The organism is Sphingomonas turrisvirgatae, from assembly GCF_001721295.1.
Classification (GTDB): Bacteria; Pseudomonadota; Alphaproteobacteria; order Sphingomonadales; family Sphingomonadaceae; genus Sphingomonas; species Sphingomonas turrisvirgatae.
Genome location: NZ_MDDS01000035.1, coordinates 21,363 through 41,087 on the forward strand (window position 1 = coordinate 21,363; position 19,725 = coordinate 41,087).

12 protein-coding genes are annotated in these 19,725 nt (G+C 68.1%); 3 read left to right on the plus strand and 9 right to left on the minus strand.

Annotated elements, in window-relative coordinates:
* Positions 1–41: 41 nt before the first annotated feature.
* On the plus strand, positions 42–1,295 hold the full coding sequence (locus tag BFL28_RS12890; RefSeq protein WP_069320956.1) for a threonine synthase: 1,254 nt from the start codon (positions 42–44) through the stop codon (positions 1,293–1,295).
* A 169-nt stretch (positions 1,296–1,464) separates the two neighbouring features.
* Here BFL28_RS12890 and BFL28_RS20755 read toward each other — a convergent pair whose 3' ends face one another.
* Together BFL28_RS20755 and BFL28_RS12900 are read right to left on the minus strand one after the other, a co-directional pair.
* Positions 1,465–2,025 carry a hypothetical protein gene (locus BFL28_RS20755; protein WP_131818649.1) on the minus strand — a complete coding sequence of 187 codons (561 nt, stop codon included), beginning with the start codon at positions 2,023–2,025 and terminating at the stop codon, positions 1,465–1,467.
* 47 nt (positions 2,026–2,072) lie between these two features.
* Complete coding sequence (locus tag BFL28_RS12900; RefSeq protein ID WP_069321093.1) at positions 2,073–3,680, minus strand: amidase; 1,608 nt, start codon at positions 3,678–3,680, stop codon at positions 2,073–2,075.
* Positions 3,681–3,763: 83 nt separating this feature from the next.
* On the opposite strand from BFL28_RS12900, the gene BFL28_RS12905 reads away from it, so the two are divergent.
* Positions 3,764–5,161, plus strand: a complete 1,398-nt coding sequence (locus BFL28_RS12905; protein WP_069320958.1) for an RNB domain-containing ribonuclease — start codon at positions 3,764–3,766, stop codon at positions 5,159–5,161.
* Here BFL28_RS12905 and BFL28_RS12910 read toward each other — a convergent pair.
* Positions 5,154–5,771 (minus strand): phosphatase PAP2 family protein, encoded by a 618-nt coding sequence (locus BFL28_RS12910; RefSeq protein WP_069320959.1) that lies wholly within the window; start codon positions 5,769–5,771, stop codon positions 5,154–5,156. The genes BFL28_RS12905 and BFL28_RS12910 overlap by 8 nt on opposite strands.
* Positions 5,772–5,858: 87 nt before the next feature.
* On the opposite strand from BFL28_RS12910, the gene trmB reads away from it, so the two are divergent.
* A complete protein-coding gene (trmB, locus tag BFL28_RS12915) occupies positions 5,859–6,569 on the plus strand; it encodes a tRNA (guanine(46)-N(7))-methyltransferase TrmB (protein ID WP_069320960.1) in 711 nt (236 codons plus the stop codon).
* Between the two features lie 50 nt (positions 6,570–6,619).
* Here trmB and BFL28_RS12920 read toward each other — a convergent pair whose 3' ends face one another.
* The 6 genes from BFL28_RS12920 to BFL28_RS12945 all read right to left on the minus strand — a co-directional run bounded on the left by BFL28_RS12920 (position 6,620) and on the right by BFL28_RS12945 (position 19,655).
* A complete protein-coding gene (locus BFL28_RS12920) occupies positions 6,620–7,708 on the minus strand; it encodes a helix-turn-helix transcriptional regulator (RefSeq protein WP_069320961.1) in 1,089 nt (362 codons plus the stop codon).
* Positions 7,709–7,868: 160 nt separating this feature from the next.
* Positions 7,869–13,562 carry an autotransporter-associated beta strand repeat-containing protein gene (locus BFL28_RS12925; protein WP_173655746.1) on the minus strand — a complete coding sequence of 1,898 codons (5,694 nt, stop codon included), beginning with the start codon at positions 13,560–13,562 and terminating at the stop codon, positions 7,869–7,871.
* A 231-nt stretch (positions 13,563–13,793) separates the two neighbouring features.
* On the minus strand, positions 13,794–15,437 hold the full coding sequence (locus BFL28_RS12930; RefSeq protein WP_241527324.1) for a tannase/feruloyl esterase family alpha/beta hydrolase: 1,644 nt from the start codon (positions 15,435–15,437) through the stop codon (positions 13,794–13,796).
* Positions 15,438–15,451: 14 nt separating this feature from the next.
* Complete coding sequence (locus BFL28_RS12935) at positions 15,452–16,750, minus strand: spinster family MFS transporter (RefSeq protein ID WP_069320963.1); 1,299 nt, start codon at positions 16,748–16,750, stop codon at positions 15,452–15,454.
* Between the two features lie 5 nt (positions 16,751–16,755).
* The gene (locus BFL28_RS12940) at positions 16,756–17,622 is read right to left on the minus strand and encodes a 3-hydroxyacyl-CoA dehydrogenase family protein (protein ID WP_206599114.1); all 867 of its coding nucleotides are present in this window, start codon (positions 17,620–17,622) and stop codon (positions 16,756–16,758) included.
* Positions 17,619–19,655: an acetoacetate--CoA ligase gene (locus BFL28_RS12945; protein WP_069320965.1), complete on the minus strand. Its 2,037-nt coding sequence runs from the start codon at positions 19,653–19,655 to the stop codon at positions 17,619–17,621. The genes BFL28_RS12940 and BFL28_RS12945 overlap by 4 nt, the downstream gene beginning before the upstream one ends.
* Positions 19,656–19,725 lie beyond the last annotated feature (70 nt).

The following is a 19,725-nucleotide window of genomic DNA, read 5'->3' on the forward strand; positions in this document are numbered from 1 at the left end:
CTACATTTCAAGCAGTTGCCTGCTCGGTTAAGACGCTGCGCATGACCCCAGCTTCCAACGCCAACCTCGTCACCGATCGCCCGACCTTCGTCACGCATCTGGAATGCGGCCTGACCGGGCAGCGCTATGAAGCCGACCAGCTGCACGGCCTTTCCGACGCCGGGCGGCCGCTGCTGGTTCGCTATGACCTTGACGGCGTGGGCAACGCGCTGGACCGCGAAACCCTTGCCGCCCGGCCGCGCGACCTGTGGCGCTGGCGCGAGCTGCTGCCGGTGCGCGACACCGCGAACATCGTCAGCCTGGGTGAGATCGACACCCCGATCGTCGCGCTCGACCAGATCGGCAAGGCGCTGGGCGCTGCGCCCGGCGAACTGCTGGTCAAGGACGAAGGTCGCCTGCCCACCGGATCGTTCAAGGCGCGCGGCCTGGTCATGGCGATCAGCATGGCCAAGGAACTGGGTGTCACCGCGATCGCCATGCCGACCAACGGCAATGCCGGCGCGGCCGCCGCCGCCTATGCCGCGCAAGCGGGGATGGAAGCGATCATCTTCTGTCCCGACGACACGCCCGAGATCAACGTGCGCGAAATCGCGGCACAGGGCGCGCGCGTCTATCGCGTCAACGGCCTGATCGATGATTGCGGCAAGCTGGTGCGCGAAGGCTGCGCGGCGCGCGGCTGGTTCGACCTCTCGACGCTCAAGGAACCCTATCGGATCGAGGGCAAGAAGACGATGGGGCTGGAGCTGGCCGAGCAGTTCGGCTGGGACCTGCCCGACGTCATCTTCTACCCCACCGGCGGCGGCACTGGCCTGATCGGCATGTGGAAGGCGTTCAAGGAGCTGCAGGCGCTGGGCTGGGTCGGCGACAAGCTGCCGCGCATGGTCGCGGTGCAGGCCGAAGGCTGCGCGCCGATGGTCCGCGCGTGGGAACAGGGCGAGCGCCACGCCGCGCGCTGGGAAGACGCGCACACCATCGCGGCGGGCATTCGCGTGCCGCAGGCGGTGGGCGATTTCCTGATCCTCGACGCCGTGCGTGAGAGCAACGGCCGCGCGATGGCGGTGAGCGACGCCGATCTGGCCCGTGCCGTCGATGACACCGCGACCAGCGATGGGCTGCTGCTATGCCCGGAAGGCGGCGCAACCCTCGCGGCGTGGCGGCAGGCGAAGTCCGAAGGCTGGGTGAAAGACGGCGAAATCGCGCTGCTGTTCAACTGTGCGACAGGGCTGAAATACCCGTTGCCGGACAAGTCGCGCACGCTCGACCGCAATGCGCCGGTGGATTGGCGCGCGATCTAATATTCGCCAGCCCGCCCCTGTGCCGGGAATCCATTGCGCAGCCGTTTTTGCCTTCTTCGCTCACCGGCATATCGCGCGGCACCGTGGATCCCGGCACAAGGCCGGGATGACGGAAAGCGGAATGACGGCTTACGACCCCATTGCGGACGTCCGATTTTTAGGAGGGTGGTCAGTTGCTGAGCTGGTAAACGGCAGTCGCTAACACCTGCACCCTATTCCGTCGCTCACCCGGTTTGTCCGCTCGGCTAATGGTTATCGACAGGGCTGGATTCTTCCGGTTGCGGAACGAAGAGGACACCATCCCGCCTTTTTTCGCCGATTTTTCAGACTGCCATCTCCGCTTGAATTCAGCCGACGAAAGGACGCTCTCAATGCTGGGTTGAAGGTCTGTGCCGCCGCCGCCCGTTATATGGCACATCGGTAGCTGGTCTGACACAACAAGAACGTAGCCCGCATTCAGCGTCGAGTTGATCCTCCAATAATGATTGGCTCGCCGGAGTTCGACTGGTGGAAGGTTTACCTCGTCCACTCGACTAACGAGGCCCATCTGCGTTCCAAGGCCAACAGCCTCGACGAACGGCCCGGTGCCCTCCGCCCAGCTTGCAGGGTTCAGCAGCCATTCCTCGCACCCCCGAAGTGCTCCATCGAACCCTTTCTCAAGGCTCGGTTCGGCGCAAACAGGTGAAGCCAAAGCAGCGCAAACAAGGATCGCGGAAGGCAGGTATCGCATCGTATGCATGCTACATTCGAACCGGTCCGCTTTCCACCCAAAAGCAGCTACTCCGAACTGTCCGCTCTGCCCTCCAGCGCCGTTCCTGAATCCACGCTCGCACCATAACTCGGCGCCATCCGTGCCCTGGACGCTTGCTCATAGGCATAGCCCAGTTCCAGCAACCGTCCGTCGCGCCATTTGCCGGTGATGAACGACAAACCCGCGGGCAGTCCCTTCACCAGTCCCATCGGGACGGTCAGGTGCGGATAGCCCGCGATGGCGGGCAGCTGGCTGGCGCTGGGGCCGCTCGACTGGTCGCCATGGACCGGGTCGGACAACCAGGCGAGGCCGTAGCTGGGGGTGACGATCGCCTCGGCGTTCGCCTTGCCCAGCATCGTGTCGAGCGCATCGCTGGCGAGCTTCAGCGACCTCGCACGTGCCGGGGCATAGCCGGGATCGGCGGTGCCGCCGGTCTTCTCCGCCATTTCGAAGACGCTTTGCCCGAAATAGGCCATTTCGCTGCGCGCATTCGCCTGGTTGAAGGCGATCGTGTCGGCCAGCGTCCGGACCTTTACCGCCGATGGCGTGGTGGCGAGATAGGCGGCGAGGTCGCTCTTCAACTCCATCAGCAGCACCTTGAACTCGGCATCGCTCAGCCCTTCGGTCTTGGGTCGCTCGACATCGACCAGCACGGCGCCTTGAGCCTTCAGCGTCGCGAGTTGCGCGTCGAATGCGGCGGCGAGATCGGCGCGCATTTGCGGGCGCAGCACCGCGAGGCGCACCCCCTTGAGCGACGCCCGCGACCAGTCGGGCGTCAGCTGCGTGCGCATCGCATCGGCCTGCGCGGTCGCCGGATCGGCGGGATCGCTGCCGATCATGCCGGCGAACAGCGCTGCGGCATCACGGACGCTGCGCGCCATCGGGCCGGGCGTATCCTGGCTGTGGCTGATCGGCACGACATGGGTGCGGCTGATCGCCCCGAGCGTAGGCTTCAGCCCGACCAGGCCGTTCATTGCGCTGGGGCAGATGATCGAGCCATCGGTTTCGGTGCCGACTGCCGCTGCGGCAAGGCTGGCGGCGGCGGCCGCGCCGCTCCCGCTGGATGAGCCGCAGGCGGTGCGGTCGAGCGCATAGGGATTGCGCACCAGTCCGCCGACCGCGCTCCACCCGCTCATCGAGCTGTCGTCGCGGATATTGGCCCATTCGCTGAGGTTGGTCTTGCCAAGAATGATCGCACCGGCCGCGCGTAATCGAGCGACGAGCGGGGCGTCGCGCTTCGTGAAGTTGGCGGCGAGCGCGAGGCTGCCGGCCGTCGTCGCATTCTCGACGGAATCGATATTGTCCTTGATCAGCACCGGAATGCCGAACAGCGGACCGCGCGCGATGCGCAGGCGACGGTCGCGATCGGCCCGCCGCGCCTGGGCGAGCGCTTGCGGATTGAGCGCGATGACGCTGCGCAGCCTGGGTCCCGCGCGGTCGAGCGTCGCGATGCGGGCGAGATAGCCCTGGGTCAGCGCAACGCTGCTGATCTCACCCCGCGCCAGCATCGCCTGAAGCTCGTCGATCGACCGTTCGGCGATCTCACGCGCAGCGGACGGTTTCTGCGCCGATGCCGGCGTCGCGAGGACCGGCGTCGCGAGCGCCAGCGTCATCGCGGCCAGGTGAATGCGCATCGTCATGGTCCTCTTGGTTAGTTGCCGACGATACCGTGTGGCCGCGCCTGTGCAACCACCCGGTGCGCGGCTAGAGATGGCGGATGAAGACGTTACGCGATCCAGCCAATGCGCTGGCCAAGGGGCTGGCCGCGATCCGCACCGAATTCGACGTGCCGGAGGCGTTTCCACCGGCAGCGCTGGCCGAGGCCGAACGCGTTGCGCAGCGGGTGCCGGATGGCCATGCCGATTGGACCGCCCTGCCCTTCGTCACACTCGACCCGGCGAGCGCGACCGACCTCGACCAGGCGTTCTGCATCGAAGCGGCGGGCGGCGCGCTGATCCTGCACTATGCCATCGCCGACGTGGCGTGGTTCGTGGACGAGGGCGGCGCACTCGATAGCGAGGCGTGGCGGCGCGGCGAGACGCTGTACCTGCCGGACGGCAGGGCCGGGCTCTACCCCCCGATGCTGGCGGAACGCGCGGCGAGCTTGTTGCCCGACGGGCCGCGACCGGCGGTGGTGTTCACCGTGCGCGTCGCCGGCGACGGCGCGGTGGCGATGGACGCGGTGACCCGAGCGGTGATCCGCAGCCGCGCCAAGCTTGCCTATTCGACCGTGCAAGAGGCCGATTTGCCGGCCGGCTTTGCCGAACTGTCGGCGCGGATCGCTGCCGCCGAAGCGGCGCGCGGTGCCGCTCGCGTCGATCCGCCCGAGCAGGAGCTGGCTAGGGACAAGGATGGCGCACTGATGCTGGCGTTCCGCGAGCGGCACGCGTCTGAGGATCGCAACGCCGCGCTGTCGCTGGCGTGCAATATGGCAGTGGCCGACTTGCTTCAGGCACACCGGACCGGCCTGTTCCGCGTGATGGCGGAGCCCGACGATGCGGCGGAGCGGCGGCTGCGGCTGACTGCGCAGGGATTGGGCATCGACTGGCCCGACCAGGCGACACTCACGCAGTTCGAGCGGACGCTGGATCCCCGCGACACACGCCATGCCGCGCTGATGCTAGCGATCCGGCGCGCGGGCAATGGCGCGAGCTATCGCCCCTGGCGCGCCGACGAGACGCCGTGGCATGCCGCCGTTGCCGCGCCCTACGCTCATGCAACCGCACCGCTGCGCCGGCTCGCCGACCGCTATGTCATTCAGGCCGCACTGGCGGTGGGCAACGGCCGCGCGGTGCCGGATGGGGTGAGCGCCGCGTTCGACCGGCTGCCCAAGGTGATGGCGCGCGCCGGGGCACTGGCCGGGCGGATCGACCGCGCGGTAATCGACATGGCCGAAGCGGTGATGCTGGCCGGCTGCGAAGGACGGACGTTCGATGCCGTGGTCACCGATATCGGCGAGCGCGGCGCTTCGATACAGCTGGCCGACATGCCGGTCACTGCGCGGATCGATGCGGCCGGCCTGACGCCGGGCGATCCAGTGCGGGTGCGGCTGACTTCGGCCGATCCCTCGCGGCGCGCCATCGCGTTCGAGATCGCTGGCGCGCCGGTCAGCTAGGGTCAGCGCGGCGGGCGGCGAGTTTGCGGATGCCGGCGTTGACCAGCGCCTCCGCCAGCCAGCCGATCGCCGCGCCGCCGACGACATCCGTCGGAAAATGCTTGCGGCGGGGCAGCTGGATTGCGGCGACCGCGCCGGCCGCCGCCGCGACCGGCAGCGCAGCACCTGGATATTCGCGGGTCAGCGCGCGCGCTACGGCGACGGCACCGGCGGTATGGCCGGAGGGAAAAGACGACCATGGCCCGTCGTGGCTGGCTGCCTCCCCGGCATGGCGCAGGACATAGCGGCCCTCGTCCAGCATCTTATGCGGGCGGGTGCGATCGACGCGGTGCTTGATGCGCGTCTTGATGCCCGTAGCGACGATCTCGCTCGCCAGCATGCGCAGCCCCGCGCGCAGCAGCGCCGGACGGCGCAGCACGAACCCGGCGAGCGCCGTCGCGGCGGTGAGCGCGAGCATCGGCGGGTGGTCCGCGATCTCGCTCGCCTTCCCCACCGCAGCGATGACCGGATGATCGTGGTGCGGGCCGAGCGCGGCAGCGATCCTGGCATCGGCCTGTTCTAGCTTGCTGGCACGACGTGCCTCGGCGGGGGGCTTTTTCGTGCGGGCCATGCCTGGCTAAACCCCCGCCGCTGCGAAAAGTTCGGGCGTCTGCGGCGTCGGCTTGCGGCGCCAGGGTCAGGACCCTAGGGGCGCTGCATGGATGAACCGCAGAAATTCCGCCGGCTCTATGGCCGCGCCAAGGGGCACAAGCTTCGCATGGGCCAGGCCGCGCTGGTCGACGATCTGCTGCCGCGCGTCGCCGTGCCGGAAACGGGCGCGCTGACCGCGGAGTCGCTGTTCGGCAACGACCGCCCGCTCGAGCTCGAGATCGGCTTTGGCGCGGGCGAGCATCTGGCGGGGCAAGCGGCGGCGCGCTCCGATCACGGCTTTATCGGGTGCGAGCCGTTCCTGAATGGCGTGGTCGGCGCGCTGGTGCACATCCGCGATGGCGGGCTGGGCAATGTTCGGCTGCATATGGGCGATGCGCTCGATGTGATCGAGCGGCTGCCGGACGCCAGCCTGAGCCGCGTCTACCTGCTTCACCCCGACCCGTGGCGCAAGGCGCGCCATGCCAAGCGGCGCATGATCAACCACGGCCCGCTCGACCTGATCGCAGCCAAGCTGAAGCCCGGTTGCGAATTCCGGCTGGGCACCGACGACCCCACCTATTGCCGCTGGTCGATGATGGTCATGAACCAGCGCCGCGATTTCGAATGGCAGGCGCAGACGGCAAGCGATTTCCTGACCCGACCCGACGACTGGCCCGAAACCCGCTACGAACGCAAGGCGCGGCGACAGGGACATGAGGTGTGGTATTTCCGATATGTGCGGAGCGGCGTCGCGGCTGCACCGTCAGTCGGGTCGTAGCTTCCCGACCGCGCTGCCGCAGGGCGACGCACACCGGGCAGGCCTATCGGTCAGCGGCGCAGCAGCCGGTTGACCAGCGCGACCAGCTCCGCCTCGCGGCGCAGGCCGGTCTTGTGCAGGATATGCTTGATCTGAATCGCGACGGTCGACGGGCTCGTGCCGCGCGCCGCCGCAATCTCGTTGCGCGCGACCCCATTGGCCATCACCAGCGCCACTTCGGCCTCGGCCCGGGTGAGCTGGAGCGCGGCCCGAAGCGTTTCTGCATGCTCGATCGAAATCGGCGCCGTCTGGTGAAAGGTGACCAGCACATGCGGCCGGAACAAGGTCGCCCATTCGCGTAACGGCAGCGGATGGACCTCGCAGAAGCGTCGCTCGGGATCGTTATCCGCGGCGGTCAGCCAGATGCGCTCGCTGGCCAGCGGCCGTCCCCTGAGCGCTTCGCTTACCGCCATGCGCAGTTTAGCATCGTCGACGGGGTTACGCGCCGCCAATCGCTTGTCCTCAAGCTTGAGCAAGCCCTGGCGCACCGCGGCCTCGGCCGCCGGCGTCATCTGCGCGACCTGCCCTTTGCGATCGAGCAGGAACGCCGCCCCGCGCATCGATTCGAGCGCGCCCAGGGTCAGAGCCACGCCCTGCGATTCGATCGCATGCTGCATCCGCACGGCGGAGCGAGCATAGGGCGCGACCTGCGCGAACTTTGCCTGATCGGCCACGCTGGCCGGCCCCTCACGAAAACCGCGAAAGGTCGCCAGCCCGACCATCGCACCGCCGTCGTTCCACAGAACGGTCTGCATGCCGTAGGGTATATCGGCCGTTTCGCACAGGCCGTTATAGGCCTCGCTCGCCGAGCGCGAACGCAGCCGCGCATATTGCGTTTCGCCGACGACCTCGAGCACCGACGCGACGGCACCCAGCCGCCAGCTGCGCCCCGGATCGGCCGCGCCAACCTTGACCTGCTGGTCGACCGGAAGCTCGGCCATGCCGACGAAGCGGCTGAACGGCAGCGTCTGTTCGCTGCCAAAGCCCACCATATGCGCGCGGCCCGCACCGGTGAAGGCCGCGAACGCACTGATTGCGGCATCCCAGCCGCCCGGGACCAGCGGCGCATCCGCGAAGAGCTGTCCCAGCTTATGTTCCATTGCGCCCAAGTCGTTCCAGCCATTACCAGCGCTATCGCGCGAGCTTAGTAAAGCTTGAAACCCAGTTGGACTCAATGTCCGGTTAATATCGCCGCGCAGCGCAGCTCGTTTTCGATGTCGATCACGTTGCTACCGGAGCGAATGCCCCGGTAGCACATGGTCATAAGGCGATGCTGATCGTCGCGCGGGCACCATGATCTTGCCAGCCCGAAGCAAAGCTTCCGGTGTAGGACGCACCGATGCGCACCGGACCGGCCTGCGCCTGAAGGCCGAGATCGACCACCGCCGCATCTTCGGGCAGGCGAGCGCCGGTGACCTGGATCGCGGTGGTGCCGCCGCGCAGGCGGTTCTGCGTCGTGCCGGCAAGGTCGCCCCAGCCATGCTGCCACCCGCCGCCAAGCGTCACTTCCGCGCCCCCGCCCAGCGGCAGCCGCGCATCCGCGCCGAGCGTCACGAAGGTGGTTTCCTGTACGTTCCTTGCGACCGACAGCGCCGCGGCATTGCCCGCCTCGGCCAGCGCCTCGCCCGTGATGCGCACGCTGGCGAGGCGGACGAACGGCGCAAGGTCAAGCTCGCCCTCCACGACGTCATAGGCAAGGTTGCCGAACAGCTGGCGGCTGGTCGCGTCGCGCTGCCCGCGCTGAGTGGCCGTGCCGGCTCCGAAATTGACCGCGCGCGTGATATCGACCTCATGCCAGGCAAAGCTCGCACCGGCCTGCGCCCTGAAGCCGCTGCTGACATAGCCGACGACGCCCGCCACGCCCCAGCCCGTTGCCGTCGCGCTGCTCGCCCGGGCATCGACGTCCTGCCGCGACTTGGTGACCGTGCCGGCCAGCGCAACCGAAATCCCCTGCTCGGCATAACCTGCACCGACGATCAGGTTGCTATAGTCGAGATCGGCAGCCGCCGCATCGCCACGCGCATCGACCGTGCCCCAGTTCGTCGTGGTGGAGCCGATCGCAAAACCGCCACTCACGCTTTCGTCGGGCATCGCGGCGATCAGTGCATCGCGCACCATCCGCGCATCATGCGTCAGCACCGATGCCGTGGTCGCATAGATTTCACCCGACAGCGCGTCGTAAGACGATTGCGCCATCGCCGCCGATTGCGTCAGCACCTCCTCATAGACCGCATTGCCGATGCCGAGCGCTTGAACCGCGCGCGCGACGCTCGTCTGGTTGCCACCATCGGCGACCGCCGCGAACTCGACATCGTTACGGTAGAGCGCCAGCGTGACTTCGTTCGCCGAATAGCGCAGCTGCGGCGTGAGGAAGGCAAGGTTCGACGTCACCGAACCGAAGGTGCCGGTGATCCCCCCGGCACTGGTCAGGATGGTGTACAGCGTCCGCGGACGGTAGCTGCCGCTTTCGGCCAGCACCTGGACTCTGGCCGTGCTGGCGATGGTGGTGGCGCCCGTCACGTCGATCCGGTCCGCAGCGCCGGCGGCGTTCGCCTCCACTTCGTAGACCGAGCCGGCGTTGAAGGCCAGATTGCCGTTCACCGTCAGCCGGCCGATCGAGTTGCCCGGTCCGATCCGGCCGCCGGCAACCGTGACGCTGCCCACCCGGCCGTTGCCGCCCAGGACGCCGCCGGCATTGAGCAGCACGGGCGAGACGATCGATCCGTTCACCTTCAGCGTGCCGTTGTCGATGCTGGTCGTGCCGGTGTAGCTGCTGTTGCCGGTCAGGTTCAGCTGCCCCCCGCCGGTCAGCCGCAGCGAGCCGTTGCCCGTGATCGATCCGGCAAAGACGCTCGCCTCGTCCTGATCGATGGTCAACTGCGCCCCGGCGATGTTGACGCTGCCCTGAGCGCCGCCGGACAGCCCGCCGATCGTCTGGTTCGTCCCGCTGAGGTCGAGCAGGCCCTGTCCCACGTCAAAATCCGTCTCCGGATCGATCGTGCCGGTCAGCTTGACCGATCCGCCCAGAACGCGCGTGGTCCCGCTGAATTCATAGGCCCCAGCAAAGGTGAGGACGCCAGCGCCGCGCTTTTCCAGCAGACCGCTACCGGAAAAGTCACCGAGGAAGCTGTAGTTGTCGGACCGCGCGAAGATGAACGTCCCATCGTTCACCAGATTGCCGGTGAAGTCCCCGCGCGTCCCACCATCGCCCAGCGCGAAGATGCCATTGCCCGTCGTCGTCACATCGCCGGCGAGCGAACCGGTCAAGTGCAGCGCGCCGTTCGCGACGATCGTGCCCCCGGTGTGAGTCAGCGTGTCCGTATCGACCTGGATCGTGCCCGTGCCAGCCAGCAGCAGGGCGCCCGAACCGGACACGGCCAGGGCGTTGCTGCTGTCGAGCAGCACGTCGCTGGCGAAATTGAGCACCAGCAGGCCGTCGTTGCGCACGTCGCCGGTCACGATCGCGCTGTCGCCATCGGTGCCAAGGACTTCATTGACCTGCAGCGCGCCATCGGCGGCGATCGCGACACGGTCGAATGCCCCGACGAAGCGGTCCGTGGTCCAATAGCCGCGTTCGACCGTCAGCGCCTCGAAGTTCGTCAGCCGGCCGATCACCTGGGCCGCGGTCGGCTGCGCGCTGCTGCCGATCAGGGTGACCGCATCGAAACCGGCGCCGCCATCGACGCCGCCGACAATGGTCGACCCCGTGCGCAGGATCAGGCGATCATCGGCCGAACTGAGCGATACGGCCAGGCCCTGGACGCTTTCGATCCGGCCCGAATTGTCGAGCACCATGGCACCGCGACCGACGATCGCCGCCTCCGCCGCATGGATCGTGCCGGTGTTGGTCACCGTGCCGCCGGCCGCAGCGTAGATCGCCACCCCGCCGTTGCTCCTGATGGTGCCGCGATTAGCGATCTGCACCGCCTCAGCTTCAATCGAACGGCCGGCCGACACGATCATCCCGCCATTGTCGATCGTGCCGCTGCCCAGCAGGACGAGGCCGCGCCCGCCACTGTTGATACCGCCCGCAGCGCCGATGCGAACCGACAGCGCGCCGCTGCCGCTCAACAGCGCGCCGGCATAGCCGCCGGCATTCGAGGCGGTCACCACGCCGCCGATGTCGAGCGTGATCGCACCGCCCGCGCTGCTTGCCAGATCGATGGCGTTGGCCCCGTCGCCCGACACGTCGATGCGGTTGACCGCGACGTCGATCGCGCCGGTCGTGCTGCGCGCGACGATGCCGGCGGCGCCGTTGCCGGCGGTGGCGATGGTGCCGGTGCTGGTCACCTGCACATTGCCGGTCGTTGCCAGTGCCTGGATGCCATGCGCACGCGCGCCCGACGTCGTCACATCGCCGCTGGCGATCGCCACGCCGCCGGTATCCCCGCGACCATAGATGCCGATGCCGTCGCTGCCCGCCGTGGTCACCTTGCCGCTCACAATTGAGGCGGCCCCCGTCGTGAGCGCGGTGACGCCCCAGGCCGAAGTGCCGATGACCGAGGTAATCCCCGCGTCGATCGCGACCCGGCCACCGCTGGCGGAAATGCCGGTGACGCCATCGCCGGTGAACTGCCCGGCGAGCAGCCCCGGCAGCGTCGTCGTCGTGGTGCCGGCGCGGATGTTGATGTCCCCAGTGGTGGTGCGCGCCCACACGCCGACGTCGCCGCCCGTCCCGACCGATGTGGTCCCGGCATCGATGTTGACGTTCCCCGCGCCGCCATAGACGACGATGCCAGGCCCGTTGGGCGTCGTGATCGATCCGCTGGTGATATCCACCGTGCCGCCGGCCCAGGCATAGATGCCGGCGCCGCCGCCGTCCGCACCGGTCGTGATCGAGCCGCTGACAATGCGGATCGGGCCGCTATGATCGACTGCGATGCCCCAGCTGTCGGGGCCGGTCGCGATGATGCTGTCACTGACGATCGACAGCGCCCCGGTCCCGCCCTGCGCGGGCCGCATGCCATAAGCGGGGTTGGCGACACTGCCGACGACGATGCCATAGGCGCCCGCCCCACTCGTCGCGATCGTGCCGCTGTCGATGGTGATGTTGCCGCCCATCACCGGGCCGTTGCCAACGCGAGTGGGCACGAAGATGCCGGTAGCGCCGGCGCCTGCCGTGCGGATCGAGTCACTGGTGATGGCGATATCGCCATTGGCCGAGCGCGCACGGATGCCCAGCGCCGCGTCGCCGCTGGTCAGGATCGATCCGCTGTCGATCGTCAAGCCCGCGCTGCCGGCGGCCCAGATCCCGGTGCCCTGGATGCCGGTCGTCGCCACCTCGTCGCTGACAATGCGAGCGGTGCCTGCCGTGCTGGCATAGATGCCGAACGCGGCCTCGCCCTTCACCGATACCAGGCCGCTGTCGATGCTGATGTCCCCGCCGCCGGTCGACAACGCGGTGATGCCGTCGGCGGTATAGCCGCTCGCCGGGCGGATGCCGTTCGTGACGGTGCGATCCGCGGTGATCGCGATATCACCCGCCCCCGTCTCGACGAAGATGCCGACGTCGCCGGCAGCGCCCACCTCGGTCGAGCCGGCATCGATCCGGACATTGCCGGCGGCGCCATAGACGACGATGCCCGGCCCTTCCTGAGTGGACACCGATCCGCTGGTGATATCGACGGTGGAGCCCGCCCACATATAGATGCCGCTGCCCTGCGTAACGATCGACCCGCTGGTCAGCGCGATCGCACCGGCATGATCAACGATGATCCCGCGTGCGCCTGCCCCGGTCGCGACGATGGTATCGCTGACGATCGTCAGCGCGCCGGTCCCCGCCGTGGGGGAGACTGGCCGGTACTGATAGGTCGGATTGGGCGATCCGCCGACGACGATGCCGTGCGCCAGCGCGCCCGACGTTTCGACGCGGCCGCTGTCCACAGTAATGTCGCCGGTGACGCCACTCGTCCCGTCGAAGGTCGAGACGTAGATGCCGTTGGCGCCGTTGCCGGCCGTCGTGATCGCGTCGCTGGTGATGCGGATCGGATCGGCGGTATAGGCGGTGTAGCCATCGACCTGAATGCCATGCGAATTCTGGCCGGCGGTGCGGATCGAGCCGCTGTCGATGGTAATGGCGGAGGCGCCGGCCGCCAGGATGCCGTTGCTGAACGCACCGTCGGTCACGATCGAACCGCTGCCGATCGTCAGCGCCCCGGTGGACAGGACCTGAAGGCCATGCACGCCATAGCCGTTGCCGATCGTCTCGCCCGCGCGGATCGCGGCGCCACCGCGCCCCGCGCTGACATAGATCGTCGCGGCGCTATAGCCGGGATTGGCAGTCGCCTCGGCACGGCCGCTGGTGAGGTTGACCGAATAACCCTGCGCGATGATCGCGTTGCCGCCGGTGGCCGTGGCCGACTGGCTGGTGATCCGGGTGTTCCCGGCGACGAAACCCAACTCGGGTCCCGCGAACAAGGTAGTGGTGAAGATTGCGCGGGTATGCCCCACCGTCGTTCCGGCATCGATCGTGATGTCGCCACCGCCCGAATTGGCATGGATGCCGCGGCTGTCGTCGGCGCCGCGACCCGCGACATTCACCGTGCCGCTGTTGATGGCGATCGCGCCGCCGCTCGTTATGGCTGAGATGCCATAGACCTGTCCCGGCCCGGTCGTGGTCACCGAACCGCTGTCGATCGACACCGTCCCCGTACCGCCGCGTGCATTGATGCCATAGCCGCCCGGCGCGGTGGTTACGATCGATCGGCTGTCGATGGCGATCCGGCCGGTCGTTTCGGCATAGATGGCGGTGCCGTCATCGACGACGATGTCACCGCTCTCGATCGTGATAGGGCTGCCATCGGGCGCGCTCTGGCGAATGGACTGCGCCGCGGCTGCGCTGGGCAGCAGCGACCAGCCCAGCGCGCTGCCGGCGAGCAGCAGCCCGCTCAAGGCGCGGCGATGGCCCGCCGACCCGCCCGACGCGCGTGAACCAGCCGAGCGAACTACATCCATGTTTCGAGCCATGCTTACCCCCATGATCCCTGCCGAGCGGCGTCTACTCGCGCCGCTACGATATGATTCGCGTTGAATATGAAGGGGTAACGTCCCCGTCATATCCCCGCCGGGATATGGACGATCTGCCGCCGCCGCCCCGTTGGCAGGCCGGGCTTGGAGCCGAACGGTGCGCGCCGGCTCGACGCGATGCAGGGCTGGCGGCGCCGGCGCCGACAGCTTGTCGCCAGGTCAGCGCGTGGCCGGCGACTCGCAGCGAAAGTTGCTTTCGGCCCCCGTCGAGCCGGTGCCGCGATAGACGGCGCGCTGCGGATGGGGGCAGAGCGGGCGCTGCATCTCGATCCGGCCGGGTTCTTCGCGCGAGAAGCGCGTGGCGACGATGCGATCGGGCGCCTGGCCGCGCTCGGTCCAGTCGATCAGGGCAGAGAACAGGTCATGCCGCGCATCGTCCGATGGCGGGCGGGGCGGGATGCCCAGTGTCGCGTTGAACGCGTCTGGACCGGTGCCGCCACCGCAATGCATCATGCCGGGCGCCATGAACAGCCGCGCGCTTTGCGACAGCTTTGCCGCCCCGCCCAGCTGCGCGGCGTGGCGATCGAAGAAGTCGATCGACTGGCCCGGCGGCACGAGCGTGTCGGCAAGGCCGTGGAACACGATCAGCTTGCCCCCGCGCGCGGCAAAGGCCGCCAGGCTGCCGCGCGTCACATCGTTCACGATCGGACCCAATTGGGCATCGACGCGCGCCATGTCGCGCGCGAAGTCGAACCCGCGCCAGTCCCACTTCGCGCCGAACACCCATTTGAACAGCGCGCCGAACGGCGGCTGGTCCTGGATCGGGGTCTGGAGGAAGGACCAGCCAAAGATGTCGGGCATTTCGCTACCCGGCAGCCAGCCGTGGAACAGCGGCTTGCCGCGGCGGTCGGTCGGTCCCGAATAGAATGCGCGCGCCGTCTCGAGTTCGCTTTTGGTCAGGCAGCTGTCACTGGCCGTGCCCTTGCATTCCAGCACCTGCGGGTCGAACCGGCAGGCCATGGGGTCCGAGATGAAGCGGTCGCCGGCAAGGCCGTGGCCCTGTTTCCAGCAGCTCGCGATGGCGGCGCTGTTGAGCAGCTTGAGCTTGGCTTCCGACAGCAAGCGTCCGGGCGCGCGGTTGGCGGCGGCATAGTTCCACAGCACCGCGGCATGGCCCCAGGTGCGGTTCATCACCGGCGCGCCGACCAGGATGCCGTCATAGTCCTCGGGGTAATAAAGCGCTTCGACCAGGCCCATCTGCCCGCCGGTCGAGCAACCGGTATAATAGGATTTGGCTGCGTCTTGCCCATAGAAGGCGCGAGTAATTGCCTTGCCAGTGACGGTCATGGCGTGCGCTGAAAGCCGTCCCCAGTCGCGCCACTTGCGCGGCTGGCCGATCAGTGCGTCGCCCTCCAGCGGGGTTGCGGGCGCGGTGCCGCCGTCGGTGGTCGCCGTGGCAAAGCCGCGCCGCAGCCCCTCCACCATCCCCGAATAACCAAGCGCGAACGTGCCAGCAAAGCCGCCGCTGCCATTGCCGTGGAACACGCCGGTCCAGCCCTGAATGGGCAGCCACAGTTCGACACCGACGTCCGACCCCGCTTCGGCGCGCACGCGGGCGACAACGCGGCAGAAGCTGCGGTGGCCGGGGACCGCGCCGGCGACGGTCGTCTCGCTAGGCTTGGCAGGCACCAGCGTCGCGCTGGCGATGCTGGTGTCCGGCAGCGTCAGCCCGGCCAGCGCGGCGCAGCGGGCGGCGACATCCTCGCCCGGCGTCTGCGCCTGGGCCATGCCGGGAACGGCGCAGCCAATGGCGCTTGCGGCCACGAGGGCAAGGCGGTGCTTGCGCTTCATCGTCATGGTCATCGCTCTTGATCCAGTCATGCGACGCTCGCCGGGGCGGATCGCTTGATCAGCCGCGCGAGCCAGAGGAACAGCAGCGCCGCGATCAGGTACATCGGCGCCAGCGCGTAAAATGCCATCTGCAGCGAATGGTCGGGATAGTCCGCGCGGAAATAGTCGCTCGCCATGCCGACGAAGGTCGGACCCAGGCCAAGCCCGACCAGGTTCATCACCAGCAGCAGCAGCGCACCGGCGATGACGCGCGTGCCGGGCGCCACCTCGCCCTGCACGAACGTCACCGTCGCGGGCAGGAAGAACGAGTTGAGGAACAGCGGCACGAACAGCAGCGCCAGCCCGACCTCCCACCGATCGGCCGCGGCAAAGCCGAGGAAGAACGGCAGCGCGACCACCAGCGACAGCGCCGGGATGGTCGCATAGGCAGCCTTGTTCCGCACGGCGAAGCGGTCGATCAGCTTGCCCGAAGCAAAGATGCCAGTGCCCATGCCGAGCCCTACGGCCAGCGCATACCAGACCGCGACCTCTTCCAGGGTCATGCCCTTCTCGCGCATCAGGAACAGCGTCGCGAAGTTGGAGAGGCCATAGGTGATGAAGTTGGCCGCCCCGCTGGCAAGCGCCGCGACGGCGAGCAGCTTATTGCCGAAAAAGTCGGCGATCGCCTGCCCCAAGCCTGGCTCCTTGCCGACCGGCACCTGGACCGGCGCCGGATCGAAGCGCCCGCGCACGGGCTCTGGAACCATGAAATAGACCGCGACCGCGGTCACGACGCCGATCGCACCGACCGCGTAGAAGGGCACGCGCCAGTCATAGGCGGCGGCAAGCGACGCCCCGAACGCGACGCCCAGCGCCGAGCCCAGCGGCGGACCGAGGTTGAAGATGCCCATCGCCGTCCCGCGCTGCTCACGCGGGAAGGTGTCCGAGATGATCGCATAGGATGGCGGCACGCCCCCAGCCTCGCCGACGCCGACCGCCATGCGCGCGGCGACGAGCTGGCCATAATTCCCCGCCAGCCCGCACGCGACGGTCGCCCCGCTCCACAGCCCACAGGCGAGCGACAGGATTTTCACGCGATTGGTGCGGTCGGCCAGCCAGCCCACGGGAATCGCGATGAAGCAATAGAACAGCGCGAAATAGAAGCCGGTGACATAGCCAAGCTGCCCATCGGTAATCTGCAGGCCATCCTGGATCGGCTTCGCCAGGATCGAGACCAGCTGGCGGTCGAGGAAGTTGAGCACATAGACGAAACACAGCATGCCGAGCACGAAGCCGCGGCTGGCGCCGGCGGTGCCGCTCGGCGGCGGCGCATGAGTGACTGCCATCGCCGTTACATCCTCTCTTGCTGGTTTTCGTTGGCTGCGATCCAGCCCGGCCGCCCCTTGCCCCCGCCCAGCCCCGCCGCGACGCGCTGCTTGAGCAAGGCGGGCGGGCGGAAGCGTTCGCCATAGGCATCGTGCAGGATTTGCTGCACCTTAAGGCACAGATCGGACGTGACGACATCCATCATCGCGAACGGTCCAATCGGATGACCCAGGCCAAGGCGACACGCGGTGTCGAGGTCGGCCGGCGTGGCGACCCCCTCTTCCACCAGCTTCACCGCCTCGATCAGCAGGGCGTGGAGCATCCGGTTCACCGCAAAGCCGGCGACGTCCTTGATGACGATCGCCTGTTTGCCAAGGTCCTGCAGCAACGCCGTGACCGTATCGACCACCGCCGCATCCGTGGCGAAGCCGGGGATGATCTCCACCAGCTTCATCCGCGATACCGGCGAGAAATAATGCGTGCCCAGAAATCGTCCGCGGCGGTCGGGCGACAGATACGACGCGAGCGTCGAGACCGGCAGGGTCGAGGTATTGGTGGCGAGGATGCAGTCCGGCCGGCAAAGCTGGTCGAGCGCGCGCAGCACATCGCCCTTCACGTCGAGTGCCTCGTACACCGCCTCGGTCACCATGGCGCAATCGGCCAGCGCGCCCAGATCGACGACCGGCACAATGCGCCCCAGCGCCGCGTCAGCCGCCTTCGCCGTATAGAATTTCCGTGCCACGCCCTTGTCGAGCACGCCGCGCAGCCGGCCGATCGCCCGCTCCAGCGCGTCGGCACTGGCATCGTGCAGCAGGACCTCGTGTCCCGCCAGTGCGAACACCAGCGCGATCTCGGCGCCCATCAGGCCGGCACCGACGACCCCGACCTTCACGATCGGTCTCCGGCGACCTGGTCCTGCCGCCATTGCGCCGCCTGTTCGATATACCAGGGCAGGATCTCGGGCGTGGCAGTTGCGTCCGCGCTGACGACCTTGGCAACCGGCCATCCGGCGAACAATCGCTTGATCGGCAGTTCCTGCTTCTTGCCCGACAGCGTGCGCGGAATACCCGGCGCGGCGATCAGCCGGTCCGGGACGAAGCGCGGCGACAGGCTGGTGCGGATCGCGCCGGCAATCGCGGCCTCCATCGCGGCGTCGAGCGCCGCGCCGTTCGCAGGCACCACGAACAGGACGAGCTGACTCTCGCCCTCCCCGGCCTCGACATCGATGACCATCGTATCGGCGACCTGCGGCAGGCGCTCGACTGCGGCATAGATTTCGGCGGTTCCCATGCGAACGCCGTGGCGGTTGATCGTGGCATCGCTGCGGCCAGAGATCGTGCAGCTGCCATCGTCGCCGATCGTCAGCCAGTCACCGTGCCGCCACACCCCGGCCCACTGCGCGAAGTAGGAGTCGTGATAGCGTGCGCCGTCCTCATCGCCCCAGAAATAGAGCGGCATGCTGGGGAAGGGTCGCGTGCAGACCAGTTCGCCAACTTCGCCGCCGATCGGCCGGCCCTGCTCGTCCCACGCCTCGATCGCCGCGCCGAGATGGCGGCATTGCAGCCGCCCGGGCGTGTCGGGCAGTTCGGGATTGCCCGCCATGAACGCAGCGGCGATCTCGGTCCCGCCGCTCACATTGCACCACCAGATATCGGGCCGGCCGAGCGCGGCGAACTGTGCCGTGCCCCAGCGCTGCACGTCGGGCGGCAGCGGCGACCCGGTACTGCCGAGCGCGCGAATGCGTTCGAGTCCGGGGATGGCGGCAACGTCCACGCCGGCCTTGCGACAGCTGGTGAAGAACGCCGCGCCGGCGCCGAACCAGGTCACCCCCGCGCGCGCGGCAAAGTCCCACAGCCGAGTCCAGTCCGGATCGGTCTTGCTCCCACTCGGCGATCCGTCGAACAGACAGATGGTCGTGCCGCTCAGCAGCGCGCCGACCTGGATGTTCCACATTACCCAGCCACTGGCGCTGTACCAGTGAAAGCGATCGCCAAAGGTGTTGGCGGCATAGCTTGGCCCAAGGTCGAAATGCATGCGCCCGGCCGCGGTCGCGACGATGACGCCGCCATGCCCATGTACGATCGCTTTCGGCAGGCCCGTCGTGCCACTCGAATAGAGAATCCAGAGCGGATGGTCGAAGGGCAGCCATTCAGGCTCGAAGGCGGCGATCGCCGGATCGTCACGGGCGATGGTCGCCGCGAAATCGACCGTATCGGCGACGGACTCGGTAGCGCGGCCGGACTGAAGCAGGAACAGCGTTTCGATGCAGGGCAGCGCGCGGCGCAGTTCGGCCACCGCGCCGCTGCGGTCGAGCGGCTTGCCGGCATAAAAGACGCCGTCGACGGCGATCAGCGCCTTGGGCTGAGTTTGCTGCCAGCGGTCCAGCACGGCGTTGGTGCCCATGTCCGGTGAACACAGCGTCCAGATCGCGCCCAGGCTGGCGCAGGCGAGGAGGCCGACCACCGCGGCCGGGATGTTGGGGAGGTACGCGGCAACGCGGTCGCCCGGTTCGATCCCGCGTTCCCGCAGCGCGATCGCGAGCGCCGCCGCCTGTCGCCGCAGTTCGGCCCAACTGATGGTGACACTGCCGCCGCGCTCGTCCAGCGCGACGATCGCGGGCTGGCCCGCCGCGTCGGCCGCTGCTGCATGGCGAAAGACATGCCGCGCGTAACTCACCTTCGCCCCGGCGAACCAGCGGGCGCCGGGCATTGCATCATCGACAAGCACCGTCGAAAACGGCGTCGGCGTCTCGATGCCGTCATAATCCCAGATGCTGCGCCAGAAACCGTCAAGGTCGTGGACCGACCAGCGATACAGGTCGGCATAGCTGGCAAAATCCAGGCCGCGCGTGCGCTTCAGCCAGTCGGTATACAGCCGGATCTGGGGGATCGGGGTCGAACTTGCGCGGGCAACGGCACCGGTCATCAAAGTGGAAACCTTGTTCGTTATCGGTCATCGGCCGCGAGCCGGCGGCGCTCGGCAAAGGACGCCGCCG

What these genes read in the sequence shown, in the direction of transcription:
- BFL28_RS12890 (WP_069320956.1), top strand. Translation starts at nt 42, where the DNA reads ATGACCCCAGCTTCCAACGCCAACCTCGTCACCGATCGCCCGACCTTC.
- BFL28_RS20755 (WP_131818649.1), bottom strand. Translation starts at nt 2,025, where the DNA reads ATGCGATACCTGCCTTCCGCGATCCTTGTTTGCGCTGCTTTGGCTTCA.
- BFL28_RS12900 (WP_069321093.1), bottom strand. Translation starts at nt 3,680, where the DNA reads ATGCGCATTCACCTGGCCGCGATGACGCTGGCGCTCGCGACGCCGGTC.
- BFL28_RS12905 (WP_069320958.1), top strand. Translation starts at nt 3,764, where the DNA reads ATGAAGACGTTACGCGATCCAGCCAATGCGCTGGCCAAGGGGCTGGCC.
- BFL28_RS12910 (WP_069320959.1), bottom strand. Translation starts at nt 5,771, where the DNA reads ATGGCCCGCACGAAAAAGCCCCCCGCCGAGGCACGTCGTGCCAGCAAG.
- trmB (WP_069320960.1), top strand. Translation starts at nt 5,859, where the DNA reads ATGGATGAACCGCAGAAATTCCGCCGGCTCTATGGCCGCGCCAAGGGG.
- BFL28_RS12920 (WP_069320961.1), bottom strand. Translation starts at nt 7,708, where the DNA reads ATGGAACATAAGCTGGGACAGCTCTTCGCGGATGCGCCGCTGGTCCCG.
- BFL28_RS12925 (WP_173655746.1), bottom strand. Translation starts at nt 13,562, where the DNA reads ATGGATGTAGTTCGCTCGGCTGGTTCACGCGCGTCGGGCGGGTCGGCG.
- BFL28_RS12930 (WP_241527324.1), bottom strand. Translation starts at nt 15,437, where the DNA reads ATGACCATGACGATGAAGCGCAAGCACCGCCTTGCCCTCGTGGCCGCA.
- BFL28_RS12935 (WP_069320963.1), bottom strand. Translation starts at nt 16,750, where the DNA reads ATGGCAGTCACTCATGCGCCGCCGCCGAGCGGCACCGCCGGCGCCAGC.
- BFL28_RS12945 (WP_069320965.1), bottom strand. Translation starts at nt 19,655, where the DNA reads ATGACCGGTGCCGTTGCCCGCGCAAGTTCGACCCCGATCCCCCAGATC.